Origin of the sequence: Nakamurella multipartita DSM 44233, from assembly GCF_000024365.1 — a bacterium.
Taxonomy (GTDB): domain Bacteria; phylum Actinomycetota; class Actinomycetes; order Mycobacteriales; family Nakamurellaceae; genus Nakamurella; species Nakamurella multipartita.
On the sequence record NC_013235.1, the window covers coordinates 593,285 to 611,918 of the forward strand.

An 18,634-nucleotide genomic window follows, 5' to 3' on the forward strand; every position below is an offset into this window, starting at 1 on the left:
CGTCATGCCGGGGGCCCGCGACGCCGCGGACGCGGAGCTGATCCGGCAGGCCCTGAACCTGGCCCGCCGGGCCCCGGACACCGGGGACCTGCCCATCGGGGCGCTGGTGCTGGACCCCGACGGGGTCGTCATCGGGCGGGGCCGGAACGCGCGGGAGGCCACCGGCGACCCGACCGCACACGCCGAGATCCTGGCCCTGCGGCAGGCCGCCGCGGCCCGCGGGCAGTGGAACCTGACCGGGTGCACGTTGGCCGTGACCGTCGAGCCGTGCACCATGTGCGCCGGGGCGGTCGTGCTGGCCCGCATCGAGACCGTGGTGTTCGGCTGCTGGGAGCCCAAGACCGGCGCCGCCGGCTCGTTGTGGGACGTGCTGCGCGACCGGCGGCTGACCCACCGGGTCCAGGTCCGCGGCGGGGTGCTGGAGCAGGAATCGGCCCAGCTGCTGCGCACCTTCTTCGCCGACCATCGACAACCGGGAGAATGAGCACTCATGCAGCTCGGTGTGTACAGCTTCGGTGACATCCACCCCAACCCGGTGACGCACGAAAAGGTCTCGCCCGCCCAGCGGATGGCCGACCTGCTGGAGCGGATCCGGTTGGCCGAGCAGGTGGGCCTGGACTTCTTCGGCATCGGCGAACACCACCGACCCGATTACGCCGTCTCCGCGCCGGCCACCGTGCTGGCCGCGGCGGCCGGGCAGACCAGCCGGATCGGGCTGGGCAGCGCGGTCACGGTGCTCTCGACCGAGGACCCGGTGCGGGTCTACCAGCAGTACGCCACGATCGACCTGATCTCCCGGGGCCGGGTCGAGCTGATGGCCGGCCGCGGCTCGTTCATCGAGTCCTACCCGCTGTTCGGGGCCGAGTTGAGCGACTACGACGCCCTGTACGACGAGAAGATCCAGTTGTTGCTGCAGATCGATGCCGGCAACCCGGTGACCTGGTCCGGGCAGTTCCGGCCGCGGCTGGACAAGGCGGTGATCCTGCCCCGGCCCTACCCCAAGCCCGAACTCGGTGAGCACCTGCGGATCAGCGTGGCCACCGGCGGAAATCCCGAATCCTCCGTCCGGGCCGGGCTTCTCGGCCTGCCGGTGAACTACGCGATCATCGGCGGGCAGCCGGCCCGGTTCGCCCCGCTGGTCGACCTGTACCGGCGCGCGTGCGCCCAGTCCGAGCGTCGCGGCGCGGTGCCGCAGGTCGCGGTGTCCGGGATGGGCTTCATCAGCGACGACGGCCGGGCGCTGGACACGTTCTTCCCGTACTGGTTCGACTCCATGCGCCGGATCGCTCGCGAGCGACGGTTTCCCGCGCCCGACCGGGCCTCCTACGAGGCGCAGGCGGCCCCCGGCGGGGCCTATTTCATCGGGACGCCCGAGCAGGTCGCCGAACGCATCGTGACGCTGCACGGGGTGCTCGGCCACGACCGCCAGCTGTTCCAGATGGACCTGTCCAGTGTCCCGCAGGCCGACTCGCTGCGGGCCATCGAGCTGCTGGGCACCGCCGTCGTCCCGCTCGTACGGGCGGAGATCGGCACCGCCTGACCGCGAGTTGTACGGACAAGTGCGGACGAGTTCGGTCCTGTCTATTGCGCTGAACCGAGTCAGCGGTCACACTGGTCGGACGCCGCCATGCGGCCGGGGGAGCAGTGGCGCTCCCTCGCGCAGTGCGGTGTCCCCGGTCCGCACCCGGCGCTGTGTGCGGACCCGTGGCGGCTGCGCCACCATGGCCGTTGTCCACCATCCGATGCCCGAACGAAGGAGTTCTCGCATGCGAGCAGTACGCGTGGTCGGTTACCACCGCAACCTCGAGCTGACCGAGGTGCCCAAGCCCGAGATCACCGGGCCGCACGACGTGATCGTCAAGATCGGTGGGGCCGGGGTCTGCCGGACCGACCTGCACATCCTCGAAGGCCAGTGGGAGCCCAAGACCCACGTGGCCCTGCCGTACACGATCGGGCACGAGAACGCCGGCTGGGTCGACGCCGTCGGCAGCGCCGTCACCAACGTCAAGGTCGGCGACAAGGTGATCATGCATCCGCTGATCACCTGCGGGCTGTGCCGGGCCTGCCGCTTCGGTGACGACGTGCACTGCGAGAACTCCCAGTTCCCGGGCATCGACACCGAGGGTGGTTACGCCGACTACCTCAAGACCTCCGCCCGCAGCGTCGTCAAGATCGACGATTCGCTGGAGCCGGCCGACGTCGCCGCGCTGGCCGACGCCGGGCTGACCGCCTACCACGCGGCCGCCAAGGCGGCCCGCAAGCTGCGCCCCGGCGACCGGTGCGTGATGATCGGCGCCGGCGGTCTGGGACACATCGGGATCCAGGTGCTCAAGGCGCTCTCGCCGGCCGACCTGATCGTGGTCGATCGCAACCCGGCCGCCCTGGAGCTGGCCAAGTCCATCGGCGCCGACATCACGGTGGTGGCCGACGGCACCGAGGTGCAGCAGATCCTGGACATCACCGGCGGGCACGGGGCCGAGCAGGTCATCGACTTCGTCGGTGAGGGCGGGTCCACCGCCAAGGGTCTGGACATGACCCGGCGGGCCGGCGACTACCACGTCGTCGGGTACGGCGAGAACGTCGACATCGCGACCATCGATCTGATCTCCACCGAGCGCAACATCATCGGCAACCTGGTCGGCAGCTACAACGACCTGGTCGAGCTCATGGCGCTGGCCGCTCGGGGCAAGGTCACCCTGCATACGGCCAAGTACCGCCTCGATCAGTTCCAGGACGCCCTGGACGACCTGGACGCCGGCAAGGTGCGCGGACGGGCCATCCTCATCCCGTAGGTCCGGTCCCGCCGGCGGGGTCCGAAGCCACCAACCCCGGTGAGCAGCCAATGGCTGTCTGCTCACCGGGGTTGGTTCATGCTCGGATCAGCTTTCGGCGCCCTTGCCGCGCAGCGTCACCCAGACCAGGGCGGCGGCCGCGAGGACCAGGACCACCGCGATACCCGACGTCAGCACGACACCGCCGTCAAAGGCGTGCCGGGCCGAGTCGAGCAACTCGGTGGCGGCCGGCTCGGGCAAGGTGGCGGCGACCGTGGTCGCCCCGCCGAGGGTTTCCGACGCGCTGGTCGCGGCGGCCGCGTCCAGACCGGCCGGGACGACGACCCGGGCGCTGTAGACCGCGGACAGGATGCCGCCCAGGACCGCGGTGCCCAGCACCGCGCCCAGCTCGTAGGCGGTCTCCGAGATGGCCGAGGCGGCGCCGGCCTTGTCGGCCGGCACGCTGGAGACGATCACGTCGTTGGAGATCGTCTCCGCGGCCCCGATGCCCAGGCTGAGCAGCACGAATGCGGCGCCCAACCCGAACGCGCTGGGGTCGTTCGCGGTGAACAGGATCGCCGTGTAGCCCGCGGCGCTGATCAACAGGCCGCCGGCTACCACCACCCGCGGTGGCACCACTCGCACCAGCGGCACCACGGCCAGCCCGGCGACGATGGTCACGATCAGGCCGGGCAGCAGGATCAGGCCGGCCTGCATCGGGCTGTGGCCCAGCACCAGCTGCAGGTGCTGTGCGACGAAGAACAGGAACCCGACCAGCGCGAACACGGCCAGCAGGTTGGCCAGCACCGCGCCGGTGAAGGCGCTGCGCCGGAACAATCGCACGTCCAGCATCGGGTTCGGGCGGGTCAGCTGCCGGCGCACGAATGCCGAGCCGGCCAGCAGGCCGACCGCGACCAGGCCGATGGCCAGGGTCGAGATGCCGTCGTGCGCGACCGCCTTGATCGCGTAGACCAGCGGGGCCATGGTCAGCAGCGACAGCGCGATGCTGACCAGGTCCAGCCGGCCCGGGTTCGGGTCCTTGGACTCGGGCACGAAGATCGGCGCCAGGATCAGCAGCAGGACCAGGACGGGCACGGCCATCAGGAAGGCCGAACCCCACCAGTAGTGCTCCAGTAGGAACCCGCCGACGATGGGGCCGAGCGCGGCGCCACCGGAGAACCCGGCCGCCCAGATCGCGATGGCCAGCCGGCGCTGTTGCCGGTCGACGAACAGGTTGCGCAGCAGCGACAGGGTCGCCGGCATCAGCATGGCGCCGAAGAAGCCCAGGGCGGCGCGGGCGGCGATCAGCCACTGCGCGCTGGGGGCGTAGGCGGCCAGGGCCGAGACGGCGGCGAAGCCGACGGCGCCGATCAGCAGCAGCCGGCGCCGACCGATGCGGTCGGCCAGGCTGCCCATGGAGACCAGCAGGCCGGCCAGCACCAGCGGGTAGATGTCGACCATCCACAGCAGTTGGGTGCCGGTCGGGGTCAGCGACTGCGAGATCGAGGGCAGGGCGAAGCTGAGCACGGTGGCGTCCACGGCGACCAGCAGCACCGGCAGCATCAGGACCGCCAGGGCGATCCACTCGCGGACGCCGGCGCGGGGCCCGGCCGACGGGGTCGTCGAAAGGGTGACCGGTGCGCCGGTCGCCGAGGTGGCGATCGGGTGCAGGGTCGAGGTCATGACTTCACAGCTCCAGGTCGTGCGTACGTGTGCTAGTTACTATACCGACCAGACGGTACAGTAACAAGCCTGGCGGGGTGGTGGTGCAGGGCATCACACCCGCTACCGTTGACCGGTGCCTCCGCCGCCTGCCGCCCGCGACCGGGTGCTCGACGCGCTCGAACGCCTGCTGGTCGCCAGCGGGGAGCGGGCCGCCACCCTGGAAGCCGTGGCCCGGGAGGCCGGTGTGTCCAAGGGCGGCCTGATCTACCACTTCCCCTCCCGTGAGGCGATGGTCGAGGGGCTGCTCGACCGGATGCGGGCGCGGGCCGCCGACGACCTGGCCCTGATGGCCGCCGCCCCGGAGGGCGTGGTCGCCTACTTCCTGCGGACCTCGCAGAACGCCGACACCCCGTTCGACCGGAGCCTGGTGGCCGCCACCCGCCTGCGCTCGCACGCCAGCGCCCGTGAGGCTCTGGGTGAGGTGCAGCGTCAGTGGTACGACGCGATCCTGACCGCCGTCGGCGACCAGACCGTGGCCCAGATGGTGATGCTGATGGGGGACGGGCTCTACTACAACGCCTCCGCCCCGGATGCCCTGGCCAGCGTGGGCACCCCGCAGTACCAGGCCAAGGTCGAGGACATGGTCGAGCTGGTCGCCGCCCTGGTCCGGCTCCGTGGCGAGGCCGGGCAGGGCCGGAGCACCCCCGCGCAGCCGGTATAGTTTCCGCCGGTAGCGTGTCCGAGCGGCCGAAGGAGCACGCCTCGAAAGCGTGTGAGGGGGCAACTCCTCCGTGGGTTCAAATCCCACCGCTACCGCCACGATCAGCGCAAACGCCGAGCGCCTCCGCCAGGAGCGCTCGGCGTTTCGCTCTTAGTCTCAGTTTTAGTCTCATTCGCCTCAGAGGGGCCTGCCCGGGTCCTCTTGGCAGTCGAGTAGATCTGGTTGCCTTCCGCCAGGCGCACACCAAGTAGGTGAGGGGTCGACCTAGCACCTGGAAGATTTCCGGGTGTCGCGATGAGCGGCGGTTGCCTCGCCGACTCAGCCGGTGCGCTGCATCTCGGCTTTGTCTCATGGCAGGCTGAACATCAACGAGAGCGACGTCGATAGGAAGGCAGCAGATGGTCAGCGACGGTCAGCCCCGATCCCACCTGCTGGGAACCTTCGCCAGGATTGTGACCGAGGAGATGGCTGGTGAGCGGAAGGCCGCGAGCGATCCGAACTGGAAGGGCCGGCTGCTCAGCGAGGTCTTGGAAGAGACCGGAGGCCAATATGAGTATGTCTTGGACATCCCAGATCGCGTCATGGCTGACCTGCAACGTCACGTCGACTTGGTAGACGACCCGGTAGCCCGTCAGGTCCTCGAAACTGGCAGGCTTGTTGTCCCGTTCGAGAACCTGAACGGACTCGATCCCGCGACGACCCGCGTTGCGCTCGGCTTCGGCTTCGGCGGTCACCCAGCCTAAAGTCGCCTATCGAACCGCGTTCTCGGTCTGCTACTCACCGTCTCGCAGCTGTACCAGCAGCGGATCCCGCCTACTCGGAAGGGCCCAGTTCTGCTCCATGGTGAGGATTGGGCGACCTGCGCCCGGCGCCACGCTTGCGTCAGGGCGAGCGCCAGATCAGCTCGCCGACGCGGTTCGCGATGTCCCGTTGAACGTGCACGGTCACGTGCTGGTAGCGCGATGCCATGGCCGAGTGCGACCACCCCATGATCTTCATGACGGCCTGCTCCGGCACGCCCAGGATCAGCAGAACAGTCGCCGCCGTGTGGCGGGCATCATGCAGGCGAGCGTCGCGAACGCCGGACGCCGCGAGCAGCCGCTTCCACTCGGTGTAGTCAGTACGTGGGTTGATCGGAGCACCGGTCGGCGTGGCGAACAGCCAATCGCCCTCCGTCCATAGCTGGGCCGCCACGTCCCGCTCGGCGGCCTGGGCCACGCGATGCTGACGCAGCAACAAGACCAGCTGATCGGGCAGCCCGACGGTCCGGCGCCCGGCTCGCGACTTGGTTTCCGCCGTCTCCGTCCGCTCGGGAATCCGCTGCGGGCACCGCCCGCCGTGTTGCTGGCCGCAGCTCCCGTCACAGCCATGTCGCCACCGTGGACGCAGGCGCGCCCGTCGCACGATCAGGATCCCGGCGTCCAGGTCGACATCCGACCACTTCAGGCCAAGCGCCTCGCCTTGACGCAGGCCCAGCGCCAGGGCGACGGCCCACCGCGCTCCATTGCGGGAGTTCATGGCCGTGCTCAGCAAGTGCTGAACCTCTTCGACCCCGAACGGTTCGACCTCGTGCTCGGTCAGCCGAGGCGCCTTTGCGAGCGACGCCGGATTCTGGACGAAGCAGTTCCTAGGGCATCCGTCATTCCTGCTCGTTGGAGCAAATGCCCGCTTAGCTCCCGAAGCAGAAGGCGCTGCTCTCTCTATTGCAGATTCTGCCCTGGCTTGGCTTTGCGCAGACGTGCGAAATACGCTCGTGCGGGACGCTGTCCAGTTGTTCGACTATCGACGAAATGATATTCGTGTCGGCCCTGCAATGGCCAGGATGGCGTATGTTCGCGGGGTGGCGACTGGCCGCGGCTGGATTCGCGACTTGGAGGCGCCTCGAAGTGTGATTCCACTGAACGCCGACTTCTTGCCCCGGACGCGATGGCCGGAAAATCAGACGATCCGCTCTGATCTACGTCAAGCGGTTCAGGCTCTTCATTGTTCGATTTTGCAAGTAGGGGATATAGTTGCTCAGAATCTCTCGCTATGGTAATGCATCGAGTTCTACGCTGGCACCGTGAAATTGGCAAGGCATTAGGGCCGGCGCAACGCAGAGCTTTGCGAGAGGCGATATTGACCTGCTAGACATGGACGCCGGAGCAATCGATTATTCCGGGTAATGTCGTGGAGATTCTAAATAGTCCTCCGCTCCTACTGCGCTTCCGTACCAGGCTACTTCGCGATAGGTTCCGTTCACCACCAATGAATTGCAGATCATAGAGCGGCTGTGGAAAGCGCGTAACGATGCCGTCCATGGAATCGCGCCGACTCCGCCCGAACCCTCGAACCTGAGGTTGGGTGTGCACTGGATGTCACGAGCACTGGTAACTGCTTGGGCTGAGTCGGCACCTAAACCATCTCCGTCTCCGCTCCGAACGTACATAGACGTGCCCGCGGGCTTCTCTAAGTGAATGCGCTAGAATGACTGTTCGTCGGTGCCTATTATCGTTCTATGCGAATAGAGGTCATGGGTTCCGTCTTAATTGCGTCCGAGTGGGCCTTTCGCAGAGGCGCGGGTTTTCCGAGGAACTACCCGAACTTCGAAGCAAACTCCTCGCGCACAGCGGAAAGGCCACCGTATGCCTTCACGCCAAGCCGAAGCCGCTCCGCATCAAGTGTGTCCCGTACCCTTCTTCTGATCAAACGCTCAGAAATCTCCCCACTCTCGCGCCGGATCTCCTCAGCCGTCTCGACCAGGTTGACCGGGAAGTTGCCAAACCGCCCCAGGTCGGTAACGACTGGCAGGTTCACGCGCAATTCCTGGTCGATTGCCGTACGCAATGAGCCTAGGCGGAGGAACTCGGAGAGAAAGTCCGGACTGATGATCGGGGAGCCTGGCGCTTTCGGCCCGATCCGCCGCGGAAGTTCGTCAACCAGAGAAAATGCAGTCCGATCCATCGTTAAGAACCAAGACCTATATCCGACGGGCGAGGCGGGCTGGCCTTTTCGGAGCTGAATTACTCCTACGCAGTTCTCAACATCGTGTGCAACAAGTCTGTTTACCGTCATCGAATCTAGATCGGAATTGGCGCCCGTCCCTCTCCTTCGGTCGTGCGCTTCTTGCCACACTTCCTGAACAGCGCCCCTGAGACTCAAATCTGCTGCATCAGAATACTGCAGGAGGTCACGCTTTCCTACCCTGAAGAGACCCCAAAGCGCCTCTGCGACGTCGTCCTCGGGGCGAACGTCCCCCCGGAACTCTTCCGTCCACCCCGAGAAACTTGCACGAGACCTCCCCGACAGAGCAAATACGCCATACAAGAATGGCACCGATCCGCGCCATTTTTCGCGTGTTCCTCGCGCAAAGGTCAGGGACCGGTTGATGTGTCGCTCTACTTCTTCGACGATTCCGCTTGTGACGAACAATTGGATACCCGATTCGCGAGCGGCCTTAAGGAGGACCGTAAATGGCCGTTCACTGGGTTCCAAGATTAGCGTCTCGGCAAGCATAGGGAGAATCACTGTGGTGTCTAGCCAGATATGTCCTCCGTCGAATAGCTTCACAATAGTCTTCTGCACGTCGGGGACCTGGCGCAGGAAGGCGAAAAGTGTGTAAGCGTCGGCTAGTCGGCGGAGGTGACGACGAGTTGAGCCCAGCGGTCGTTGCATCACTTCCACAATGATGCCAACTGCCTGCTCTACCGTAACGGGGAATTCTGTGGGCACCAACGACACCACGGCGGCGCGAACCTGCTCCGCGTCCAGTTGTACCATTCGCCCCGATGAGACGGCTCCCGCAAAGGCCTCCCCTTTTTCCAGTAGCAGCTGCTCTATGGCGCCTCGGAGATTTCGGGCGCACGCATCGAAGACTTCTCCTTCGATTGCGCCAATCTCGCCATCAGCTGCTGCATTGACCAAGTCTTTGATCTGGAGTTCGAGTGACGTCTCATCGTTGACGTACTCGGCCATTCGTTCGCGGACCTGGGTAGCCTTTTCGTGCGAGAGGCAATAAGAGTCGGACGACTTATGGAAGTGGACGGGACCGCCCTTGCTTGTCAATCGCCTCAGAGCGCTTGTCGCTTGTTCCTGAACCTGGCGCGGATTGCCAGAGGGCATCATGGCACAAACTCGTTGAATGATCTGGTCCGAACCGATGGTTCGGTCCGAAGTCGTGCCTTCAAGTGCTGCGATCACCAAGGTCTCGAACGACGTCTTTGTCAAGCCCTTGTCGGTCGCTTTGTCTTGGACGTCCAATGCCAAGTGTAGAAGCGCAACCTGCGCTTCTGAGTCGTCCAGGACGGTGGCGACTGTTTGCTTGACTCCCCGGGCTGACAGAAGCGGATCCACGAATCGTTCAGCCAGTTCGGCGGCCGCAACCTGCCGTTGAGGTGACGTCAGCTCGCGCTCGAGAAACCAACTTTGGTCCCTCACGTCGACCGTAATTCCTTTTTCCTGAATCTTCCTCTTAAGCTCGTCCGCCGACGGTCCAATGCGTTGATTAGTTACGTATATCAGAGTTCTGAGGTTAGGCATGGTTTCTTCGAGTCGCTTCAGGGTCTTAGATATTTTGTCCTTCCAGTTCTCGGCGACTGAGTACTGAATGGCCACGCTCGAAGAGTTTTCTGAGGGTGAAAAGAGCTCTCCGTCACGCCCTTTGTCTCCGGTGCTTGCCGCCATAGTGCGCAGGCTTGGATAGTCAGTTACAAGAAACTCGGCGGCAAGAACTTCGAATTCGCGCCAATTGTCTGGTCCCACTTGATCCAGCGCTAGCTTGAAGCGTTCAGAAGCCATCTAGGCAGGCTATCTTGTCCTCTATCCGCCGCGCTAGCCGGGGTGTCCGATAGGCGATCCCACTTCGCCTGGACTGGGTTTCTGCCCACACGGCGCGCTTGAAACCACCTGGATACGTTCGATTTCGAAGTTTGACAAGATCACAGATCGTGGAATCGTTCTCGAGGACTTGTACATCACCATCCGTTCAGTCGGCGAACCGTTGGCCTCTTTGATGGTGATGCTGTCTCGAGCGGACGCGGGGCCGGCTCGGATCTCCAGGACCCGATCGCCCCGTGGGTTGATCTTGGGCTTTAATCTCAGTTCTAGTCTCATTCGGTGGGGTCCGCGGCCGTTGCCTATGGACGGGGCAGCCCTCTGATCAGGGCATATGAGATTGGCGACCCCGTCTGACCCCCGAGTTCAGACCTCGAAAGCGTGTGAGGGGGCAACTCCTCCGTGGGTTCAAATCCCACCGCTACCGCCACGATCAGCGCACACGCCGGGCGTCTCCCTCAGGAGAGGTCGGCGTTCGGCTTCTTGGTCCAGTTCTGGTCTCAGTTGCGGCCCCAGCAGGCGTTTCGGGGCTCTTCAGAGTTAGCAGGGCTTCGCGTGGCTGGTTGACGCCCGGGATTTCCGGGTGCAGGCGTAGCGTACCCGGCGCTTCTGGTTGTCCTGGTTGCGGAAGCCGAAGGCGATCCGGCCGATGTGTTTGACGATCCGGTTGTAGCCCTCGGTGCGGCCGTTGCTGATCCCGGTGTGCAGCCCGGCGATGATCGAGTTCTGCCAGGCGTGCACCGTCCACGCCAGCCGCCGCAGCTGCGCGACCCCGGAGTCGGCGCAATGCAGATAGAACGCGGTCAGCGCGTTGAAGATCCGTCCGCGGTCCGGGTTCGTGCCAGCCAGCTTGAGCAGCTTGCGGAGCAGTTCCTTGCCCTGCCAGCACTTCTCAAGGCCGCCGGACGGGTCCGCCCGACGCATCGCATCCTGCACCTTGGCCAGCTCGTCGTCGGTCAGGGACTCCGCGGCCCGCAGCAGCCGGTTCCGTTGCGCCCACTCCGGGTCGCTCTTGCGGCCCCGCCGGCCACGCAGCGCCCAGGCCAACTCCCGCCGGTAGTCGGTGACCGCCTTGTTGGCCAGGGCGGACAGATGGAACCGGTCCACGACCACGACAGCATCGGGCAGGGCCAGCCGGGCGGCCCGGGCGTAGGTCGCGCTGGTGTCCATCGAGATGTGGGTGATGTTGGCGAGCCAGTCCGGGTCCTGCGCCTGCAGCCACTCGATGAGGACCTTGCTGGTGCGGCCGTTGACCTGCGCGAACAGCCCGCCGTTGCCGCTCAGATCGACCAGGCCGGTGTCGAAGCGGTCCACCCAGGTCTTCGCCCCGGTGGTGGGGTCGGTCTCGTAGTGGGCCTTGCCGCGGCGGGTCTCGTCGACGCCCAGCACGGTCACCGGCGGCGGCTGCTCGGGCAACACCTGCGCGGCGTGCGCGACGAACGCGTCGTGCGCAACGCGCCAGTCCATGCCGAATTCGGCCGCCACACCGGACACCGGCCGGGTGTGGTCGCCGATCGCCTCGGCCGCCAGTCGGCGGGCCCGGGTGGTGATCCGGGCCCGGGCGGGGATCTGCTCGGGCAGGCACTCGGTGAACACCTTCCGCTCGCAGCCGTCGACCTGGCAGCGCCATTTGCGTTTGCGCCACAACAGGATCGGCCGATCCTCGCCCAGCCGGACGTCCCGCGGGCGGGTCGTCACCCACGCCTTCGGCGACCTCGACTGCTCACCGCACTCCGGGCACCAGCCGGCCAGCTGCGGGTCGGTCGAGCAGTGCACGACCCGTCGGCCGACGTCGTCGCGGACGACCTGGTCGACGACCAGCCCGTCGATGTCCAACAGCAGCGAACTACTCTGGTCCATGCTCGTGGTCCTTCGGCAGGTTGCGTAGAGAACAACCAGTTTCGAAGGCCACGAGCCCTCATCTCACCCGACACGCCGCCGCAGGTCGGAGGCCCGGAGCCCTATCAAGTCCGAAGACCCCGTTTCGGACCCAACGCCAGGGCGACGGCCCGCCGCGCTCCGTTGCGTGACGGTGCCGTTGAAGACGGGACCCGATTCGCCCGTTGCGAGTTGATCTTGGGCTTAGTTTGGACAGAGATCACTGTCCGACCGTGGGAGCCGTATGGCCGTATCAAAGACCCAGCATGTCGTCGTTGTCGGGGCAGCGGGCGCCATCGGCCGTCTCGTGGCGGTCGATCTGCTGCGAAAGGGTCACGAGGTGAGCGCCGTGGTCCGCAGCCCCGGCAAGTTCCAGGACCTCGATGTGACGCGCGAACTGACGACGGATCAGGCGCAGCGGCTGCGGATTGTGCAGGCGGACGCGCGAGACGCGGCGACGCTCACGACAGTGATCACGCCGAAGAGCATCGTGGTGACCGCCTTCGGGGTGTCCAAACGGCGGTCGAACGGGTTGTTCGCGGAAGCTGCCGTCGCGATCGTCGATGCGATGCGGTGTTGCGGGGCAGCGCGCGTCATCGCTATCACGTCCTCGGGCGTGCGCGCAGACGATCATGAACTCGCCGCGTGGTATCGACTTCTGGTCCGTCCCTTGCTCAGAGACGTCTACGAGGACATGGCGCGGATGGAGCAGATCTTCACGAACGCGGAACTCGAATGGTGCTTCGTGCGCCCGGTCTTCCTCACCGATCGCGAGGGCGAAGACCCGCCCCGTATCGAAGATGCGCAGACACCGGCAGGTGGCCGGACTGTGAGTCGAGGTGCCGTCGCGCGCTTCATCGTCGGTGAGATCGAGTCCCGCCGGTGGACGCGCAAGGCGCCGACGCTCGCGGTGTGAGAATGGCGGCGTGCGAGATTGCCGTGTCAGATGCGGCCGGTCTCGTGGGCCCACATGGCGACCTCGACACGGTTTCGGGCGCCGAGCTTTCGCATGAGGCTGGCCACATGGGCTTTGACGGTGCTTGATGTGATGAAGAGCTGGCTGGCGATCTCACTGTTCGTGCGGCCTTGGGCGACGGTCACGAGGACTTCCTCTTCGCGGGCGGTCAGCGGTTCCAGCGGCTGCCTTGGGGGTGAGGTCGGTGCCTGAGCGAACGCGGCGAGCAGTCGGACTGTCACGCTGGGTGCGATCAGTGCGTCTCCGTCGGCGGCAGCGTGAATGGCCTGGGTCAGCAGGGCGGGTCCGGCGTCCTTGAGCAGGAACCCGCGGGCGCCGGCCTTGAGCGCCCCGTGAACGTACTCGTCCAGGTCGAAGGTGGTGATGACCACGATCGGCAGGGGGTCGGTGACGTCGGGGCCGGCGAGGAGTCGGGTGGCTTCGATGCCATCCATCAACGGCATCCGGATGTCGAACAGGCCGACGTCGGGGCGCAGCTGGAGCGCCAGCCTGACTGCCTCGCGCCCGTCGGCGGCCGCGCCGACTACGTCGATGCCGGGTTGGGCGTCGAGCAGCATCGTCAGCCCGGTGCGCACGATGGGCTGGTCGTCGGCGATCAGGACCCTGATGCTCATCGCGGCCTCCCGGTTCGGGGCAGGACCGCCTCCACCCGCCAACCCCGCTCGGCGGCGGGGCCCGCGTCGAAGGTGCCGCCGAGCAGTAGAGCGCGTTCCCGCATGCCCACCAGGCCGTAGCCTGCTGGGCCGCGTCCGCCGGCGGCGGAGCCGTCGTCGTCGACGGTCAGCCGTACCTGGTCGGCGTCGCCGTGGACGGCGACGGAGACCTGGGTCGCGTGGCGGGCATGCCGTCGAGCGTTGGTGATGGACTCCTGGGCCAGCCGGTAGATCGCGGCCCCGACTGCCGGGCTGAGGTTGTCGAACTCGCCGGAGAGCGTCACCTCGACGCAGGGACGCGTCAGGCCATCGGTGGCGAGCTGCTCGACCTGCGCCACGCCGGGCTGCGGCGCCAACTCGGTGTCCTGCGAGGCGCGGAGCACGCCGACGATGGCCCGCAACTCGGTGAGGGTTCGGGTCGCTGCGTCCTCGATGACGGCCAGGGCCTCGACGGCCTGCTCGGGGTGCGACGCCGCGACGGCACGTCCGGCTTGGGCCTGGATGACGATCCCCGAGACGTGGTGGGCGACCGTGTCGTGAAGTTCGCGAGCGAGCTGTTCACGTTCCCGGGCCTTGGCGTGGTCGATCTCGCGGATGCGGATCTTCGTGCGATAGCGGATCGCGGCGCCCAGCGCAGCCGCGAACAGGAAAAACGCGTATCCCGCGACCGCCTCGGCCAGGCTGGTGGGGTCGGCGCCGTGGATGGTGATGGGCAGCCAGAGCAGGACGATGCCGAGCCCGCAGACCGCTTCCCGGCCTGAGCCCCACCGGAACAGGGCGTAGGTCAGGATCAGCGTCGCAGCGGTGCTGTTCAGCAGAGCGCCGTGCGGCCCGGTGAGGATTCTGACCAGGTCGACGATCGTCAATGTGCCGAAACAGACCACCACTGCGAGAAGCGGGTGAGTGCGCCGCCACAGCAGGGGGCCGATGACCGCGAGCGCAGCGAGCAGCAGCAGCGGGCCCGACGCCAGGTCCTGACGAAGCACCGCCTCGATCACCGACCAGCAGGTCAGTGCCGCGACCAACGCCCAGTCCCGCGGGCCTAGGTCCGGGGCATTCGTGGGTCGAGGTTCGGCCCACAGCGAGCGGAGTGCGCTGGTGGCCACCCGGCCAGCCTAGGCAACCGGCGGACTCGGTGTATTGGCCGAAAGTACGAGAGTTCGGCTGGGCCAACGGCCAGGTCGAGTCAGGCTCCGGGGCTGATGCGCCCGACGCCGGCAGCGGTGACGGTGGACGCACTCACCCGATCAAGGCAAGGAGCACCGTGATGAGGACGCTTCAATCCCACACCGCACAAGAGAATCCGCCGTCCCGCAGCCCGCTGGAAGTTCTGCGTCTGCCCGTGCAGGCCAAGCTCGCAGCAGCATGGACCAGCTTGATGTTCTTCGTCATCTATATCGACTACTTCCACCTTTACCAGCCCGGCGCCATCGACCAAATCCGGGGCGGCGGCGTCTACGAGTTCGACATCACCCCGACGTTGGTGACGATTTTCCTTGTGGTCATTGGGATCCCGGCCCTCATGGTGATGCTCTCCATGACGCTGCCCGGACGGGTGAACCGAGCGACGAACGTCATCGCGGCGTCGCTCTACATCCCCGTCATGGTGTTCAACGCGGCCGGTGCGTCCTCGGACTGGGCCTTCTACTACGGCCTCTCCATCGGAGTCGAGGTGGTGCTCCTGGCCTTCATCGTGCGCTCCGCCTGGACCTGGCCGCGGCGCACCGCATCACCGGCGACCCTGGCAGCCGGCCTCAACAACGAGCCTCCCCGCACGACGCAGCAGGCGTGACAGCCCGTCCCGGGCCGGTGGCAGGCTTGGTCTTGGTCAACTCGGGAGGAGGGCAGATGGCGCTGGTGACCGTCGAGCAACTGGTCGGGGACCTCGGTGCTCTTGGTATCGCGCGGAGTTCGGTGGTACTCGCCCACACCTCGCTATCGCGGCTCGGCCGGGTCGTCGGCGGCGAACAGGCGGTCATCGCGGCGCTGCTGCAGGCCATCGGCCCGGCCGGGACGCTGGTGATGCCGTCGCAGTCCTGGCAGTTGTGCGACCCCGGTTACCTCGACGATCCCGACGTTCCTCCCGAGGTCTGGCCCCTCGTCCGTGACCACCTGCCCGCCTACGACCCCGCAGGCACGCCGACCCGGACGATGGGCGCGGTCGCGGAGTTGTTCCGCACCCTCCCCGGTGCGGTGCGCAGCCATCACCCCCACCGGTCGTTCGCCGCGCTGGGGCCGCATGCCGCTGAGATCGTCGCGGTGCACGATCTGGACTGCCCCAACGGCGAGCGATCACCCCTCAAGACGATGTACGACCTCGACTCGTGGACGCTGCTGCTCGGGGTGGGCGGCCGTCCTGAGGTTCTCAGGCCCGGCCGCGCAGCGCGGCGGTCACGATCGCCAGCGCCTCATCTCGGCTGACCCCGAGACGGTCGACGGTCGTGACGTAGTCCGCCGCCGCGGCGGCCACCCGAGTCCGGCTGGCGTCACCGCTGGCGGCGACGAAGGTGCCGGCGCGACCACGAGTTTCGATCATGCCGGCCGTCTCCAACTCGCGGTAGGCACGGGCGACGGTGTTGGTGGCCAGGCTCAGGTCAGCGGCCAGCGCACGCACGGTCGGCAGCTTGGTGCCGACCGGCAACGTGCCATCGGCGATGCGGTGGGCGAGCTGGGCACGCACCTGTTCGAACGGCGGAACCGCGGACTCGGGGTCGATCACCACGTTCATGCCGGCCATTGTGGTGCACCGGATCCGCAATCCGACGCGGCGACGGTGTCGTTCAGTCCCGGGCGATGACGGAGAAGATGTTGCCGGCGGGGTCGGTGAACCAGGCGATGTCGGGGCCGTTGCCGCGCATCACCCCGTCTTCGTCCTGCGGCATGCCGGGGTAGCGCTCGAAGCGCACCCCGCGGCCGGTCAGTTCACGCACCGCCGCGCCGACGTCGGCGACCGGGAAGTTCAGCACGGTGTAGCTCGCCGGCTCATGGTTCGGCCTCGGGTAGACCAGCACATTCGTGTCACCACCCAGGTGCAGGGTGAGCAGACCGCCCATCTCGGTGTTCTGCTCGACCCGCAGTCCGAGCACGTCGGTGTAGAAGCGTCGGGCCGTCTCCACATCGGAGACCGCGAATCCGCTGAAGGCGGGGCTGTCGGTCAGCATGAGGTTCTCCCTTCCTTGGTCGTCCCCAGGCAGACCGGCCCGGCGGCCCGAACTCATCGCCGATGCCGCAAGTAGTCGGCGACCACCGAGGCCCCGAGCCCGTCCAGGTCGGGGGCGACCACCCGGCCGCCGCAGCGGCGAGCCAGTTTGTCGGTGAACAGGGCCAACCGCGGGTCGTCACCGAGGATGAAGAAGGTGACGGCGGCGCGCAGCCCGGTCAGCCGGTCCAGTTCGCCCACCGTCGCATGCACCGTCTCCGGATCCGGCGGGTACGAGAAGTGCGGCGAGCCATCGGGTTCCAGGTGCGCGGTGGGTTCGCCGTCGGTCACCACCAGGACCACCGGGGTGGCATCGGGGTGCCGCCGCAGGTGCGCGCCGGCCAGCAGCAGCGCGTGGTGCAGGTTGGTGCCCTGCACGTAGGCACCCTCCAGCCCGACCAGCTGCCCCAGCTCGACCTTCTCGGCGTGCCGGCCGAAGGTGATCAGGGCCAGGTCGTCCCCGCGGAACCGGGTGGAGATCAGCTGGTGCAGGGCCAGGGCGGTGCGTTTCATCGGCACCCACCGGCCCTCCTGCACCATCGACCAGGAGGTATCCACGCACAGCGCCACCGCGGCGCGGGCCCGTCGCTCGGTCTCCACGACCTCGACATCGGTGACGTCCAGCACTCGGGGATCGCCGCCGGCCCGCCGCACCTGGGCGTTGAGCAGGGTCCGCGGCACGTGCCACGGTTCGGTGTCGCCGAAGGCCCACGGCCGGGTCGCCCCGGAGGCCTCGCCGGCCGGCCCGGACCGACGGGTCTCCCGCTCCCCGGAGCGGCCGGCGACCTGGTCCGCGATGTCGCGCAACGCGGTCTGGCCCAACCGGCGCAGTGCCTTGGGGGACAGCTGCAGGGAGCCGTCGGCGGCCCGCTCGAGCAGGCCCTGTTCGCGCAGTTCACGTTCCAGCTCGGCCAGCGCCCGGGCGTCCACCCGGGCCTGCTCGCCCAGCACGTCCTGCAGCAGGTCCAGGTCGATGTCGTCCAGGCTGGCGCCCGGGTAGCCCTGGGCGAGTTGCTCGCCCAGCGACTCCAGCCGGCCCAGCTCCTCCAGGGCTCGGGTGGCCTCGCCCATGCCCATCGGGTTGTCGCCGCGGAACCTGCCGGAGCCGTCCCAGTCCTGGCCGGGCCGTAACTGCTGCAGCATCGCGTCCAGCTGGGCCAGCGACTGCGCCAGCCGGGGATCGCCGAACGCCTGCTCGGTCAGCGCGGCCAGCTCGGCCCGCTGGTCGGCCGACAGTGAGTTCATCATCCGTTGCGCCGCCGCGGATCTGGCCGCGAGCACGTCGATCAGCTCGTCGGTGGTGCGCGGTTGCTCGGGGAAGAAGTGGCCGTGCCGGTTCATGAACTCGCCGAACCGCTCGGTGGTGTCCTCCAGCCGGGCGTGCGCCGACAGCAACTCGTTGAGGTCGGCCAGCATGTCCCGGATGGCTTGGACGTCCTGCGATGTCGCGTTCTCCAGCGCCTGTTTCATGCCGGCGAACCGCTGGTCGAGCATCTCCCGCCCCAGCAGGTCGCGGATCTGCTCGTAGGCGGCCCGCCCGTCGGGGGACTGCCAGTCGTAATTCTCCAGCTCGCGGACGGCGCCGGCGGCGTCGGTGGGCAACGCGTCCAGCTGCAGCTCGCCGAACCGCGCGTCGTCCGAATCCTGGCGGGCCAGCGCCTTTCGCTCGGCGGTCAGCGCCCGGTCGAGCAGTTCCCGGACCTGCTGCAGGGTGCCGTCGAGCCGGTTGTTGCGTTGCAGTTCCCGCCGCCGCTGCCACAACTGGCGGGTCAGCTCGTCCAGCCCGCGCCGTTCGCCCAGCCCGCGGCGCAGCAGTTCCTGCAGGGCCTGCCGCGGAGAGCTGCCGTCCAGCACGTCGGCGCCGATCCGGTCGATTGCCTCGCGCAGGTCGAACGGCGGCGCGAGCGGGTCCGGGCCGCCGTCGTAGGCCCGGTAGGAATACCGGCGACGTGCGGTCAT

General features: G+C 67.3%; 15 protein-coding genes, 1 tRNA gene and 2 pseudogenes. 8 read left to right on the forward strand and 10 right to left on the reverse strand.

All coding sequences use genetic code 11. From position 1 onward, the window contains the following. Positions 1-4: 4 nt before the first annotated feature. The 3 genes from tadA to NAMU_RS02660 all read left to right on the forward strand — a co-directional run bounded on the left by tadA (position 5) and on the right by NAMU_RS02660 (position 2,792). The gene (gene tadA / locus NAMU_RS02650) at positions 5-484 is read left to right on the forward strand and encodes a tRNA adenosine(34) deaminase TadA (RefSeq protein ID WP_015745869.1); all 480 of its coding nucleotides are present in this window, start codon (positions 5-7) and stop codon (positions 482-484) included. A 6-nt stretch (positions 485-490) separates the two neighbouring features. Continuing rightward, the gene (locus tag NAMU_RS02655) at positions 491-1,540 is read left to right on the forward strand and encodes an LLM class flavin-dependent oxidoreductase (protein ID WP_015745870.1); all 1,050 of its coding nucleotides are present in this window, start codon (positions 491-493) and stop codon (positions 1,538-1,540) included. A 226-nt stretch (positions 1,541-1,766) separates the two neighbouring features. Continuing rightward, positions 1,767-2,792 (forward strand): NAD(P)-dependent alcohol dehydrogenase, encoded by a 1,026-nt coding sequence (locus NAMU_RS02660; RefSeq protein ID WP_015745871.1) that lies wholly within the window; start codon positions 1,767-1,769, stop codon positions 2,790-2,792. 87 nt (positions 2,793-2,879) lie between these two features. On the opposite strand, the gene NAMU_RS02665 is transcribed toward NAMU_RS02660, so the two are convergent. Continuing rightward, a complete protein-coding gene (locus NAMU_RS02665; RefSeq protein WP_015745872.1) occupies positions 2,880-4,454 on the reverse strand; it encodes an MFS transporter in 1,575 nt (524 codons plus the stop codon). Positions 4,455-4,569: 115 nt separating this feature from the next. On the opposite strand from NAMU_RS02665, the gene NAMU_RS31320 reads away from it, so the two are divergent. Both NAMU_RS31320 and NAMU_RS02675 read left to right on the forward strand, forming a co-directional pair. Further along, on the forward strand, positions 4,570-5,157 hold the full coding sequence (locus tag NAMU_RS31320; RefSeq protein WP_015745873.1) for a TetR/AcrR family transcriptional regulator: 588 nt from the start codon (positions 4,570-4,572) through the stop codon (positions 5,155-5,157). Between the two features lie 8 nt (positions 5,158-5,165). Next, positions 5,166-5,255, forward strand: a tRNA-Ser gene (locus tag NAMU_RS02675). A gap of 267 nt (positions 5,256-5,522) precedes the next feature. Here the strand turns inward: NAMU_RS02675 and NAMU_RS29040 are convergent. The 4 genes and pseudogenes from NAMU_RS29040 to NAMU_RS02695 all read right to left on the reverse strand — a co-directional run bounded on the left by NAMU_RS29040 (position 5,523) and on the right by NAMU_RS02695 (position 11,891). Then, positions 5,523-5,891 (reverse strand): hypothetical protein, encoded by a 369-nt coding sequence (locus NAMU_RS29040; RefSeq protein WP_138179913.1) that lies wholly within the window; start codon positions 5,889-5,891, stop codon positions 5,523-5,525. A gap of 148 nt (positions 5,892-6,039) precedes the next feature. After that, positions 6,040-6,777 (reverse strand): annotated as a pseudogene (locus NAMU_RS02685) (tyrosine-type recombinase/integrase); the annotation flags it as partial. A 954-nt stretch (positions 6,778-7,731) separates the two neighbouring features. Continuing rightward, positions 7,732-9,933, reverse strand: coding sequence for a hypothetical protein (locus NAMU_RS29045; protein ID WP_015745875.1), 2,202 nt, complete (start codon positions 9,931-9,933; stop codon positions 7,732-7,734). Positions 9,934-10,509: 576 nt separating this feature from the next. After that, positions 10,510-11,891 (reverse strand): annotated as a pseudogene (locus NAMU_RS02695) (ISL3 family transposase). 200 nt (positions 11,892-12,091) lie between these two features. Here NAMU_RS02695 and NAMU_RS02700 point away from each other — a divergent pair. Then, positions 12,092-12,763, forward strand: coding sequence for an NAD(P)-dependent oxidoreductase (locus NAMU_RS02700; RefSeq protein WP_015745876.1), 672 nt, complete (start codon positions 12,092-12,094; stop codon positions 12,761-12,763). Positions 12,764-12,789: 26 nt separating this feature from the next. Here NAMU_RS02700 and NAMU_RS02705 read toward each other — a convergent pair whose 3' ends face one another. Further along, complete coding sequence (locus NAMU_RS02705; protein ID WP_015745877.1) at positions 12,790-13,437, reverse strand: response regulator; 648 nt, start codon at positions 13,435-13,437, stop codon at positions 12,790-12,792. Then, positions 13,434-14,582, reverse strand: a complete 1,149-nt coding sequence (locus NAMU_RS02710; RefSeq protein ID WP_015745878.1) for a sensor histidine kinase — start codon at positions 14,580-14,582, stop codon at positions 13,434-13,436. The genes NAMU_RS02705 and NAMU_RS02710 overlap by 4 nt, the downstream gene beginning before the upstream one ends. A 161-nt stretch (positions 14,583-14,743) precedes the next feature. Here NAMU_RS02710 and NAMU_RS02715 point away from each other — a divergent pair, with 161 nt between their 5' ends. Next, positions 14,744-15,268, forward strand: a complete 525-nt coding sequence (locus tag NAMU_RS02715; RefSeq protein WP_015745879.1) for a DUF6326 family protein — start codon at positions 14,744-14,746, stop codon at positions 15,266-15,268. A gap of 56 nt (positions 15,269-15,324) precedes the next feature. Continuing rightward, positions 15,325-15,897, forward strand: a complete 573-nt coding sequence (locus tag NAMU_RS02720) for an aminoglycoside N(3)-acetyltransferase (RefSeq protein ID WP_015745880.1) — start codon at positions 15,325-15,327, stop codon at positions 15,895-15,897. On the opposite strand, the gene NAMU_RS02725 is transcribed toward NAMU_RS02720, so the two are convergent. From NAMU_RS02725 to NAMU_RS02735, 3 genes are read right to left on the reverse strand one after another with little or no spacing between them, the layout of a single operon-like run. Further along, complete coding sequence (locus NAMU_RS02725) at positions 15,842-16,213, reverse strand: GntR family transcriptional regulator (protein ID WP_015745881.1); 372 nt, start codon at positions 16,211-16,213, stop codon at positions 15,842-15,844. The genes NAMU_RS02720 and NAMU_RS02725 overlap by 56 nt on opposite strands. Before the next feature lie 43 nt (positions 16,214-16,256). Beyond that, positions 16,257-16,637: a VOC family protein gene (locus tag NAMU_RS02730; protein ID WP_015745882.1), complete on the reverse strand. Its 381-nt coding sequence runs from the start codon at positions 16,635-16,637 to the stop codon at positions 16,257-16,259. A 53-nt stretch (positions 16,638-16,690) separates the two neighbouring features. Then, positions 16,691-18,634, reverse strand: coding sequence for a vWA domain-containing protein (locus NAMU_RS02735; RefSeq protein ID WP_015745883.1), 1,944 nt, complete (start codon positions 18,632-18,634; stop codon positions 16,691-16,693).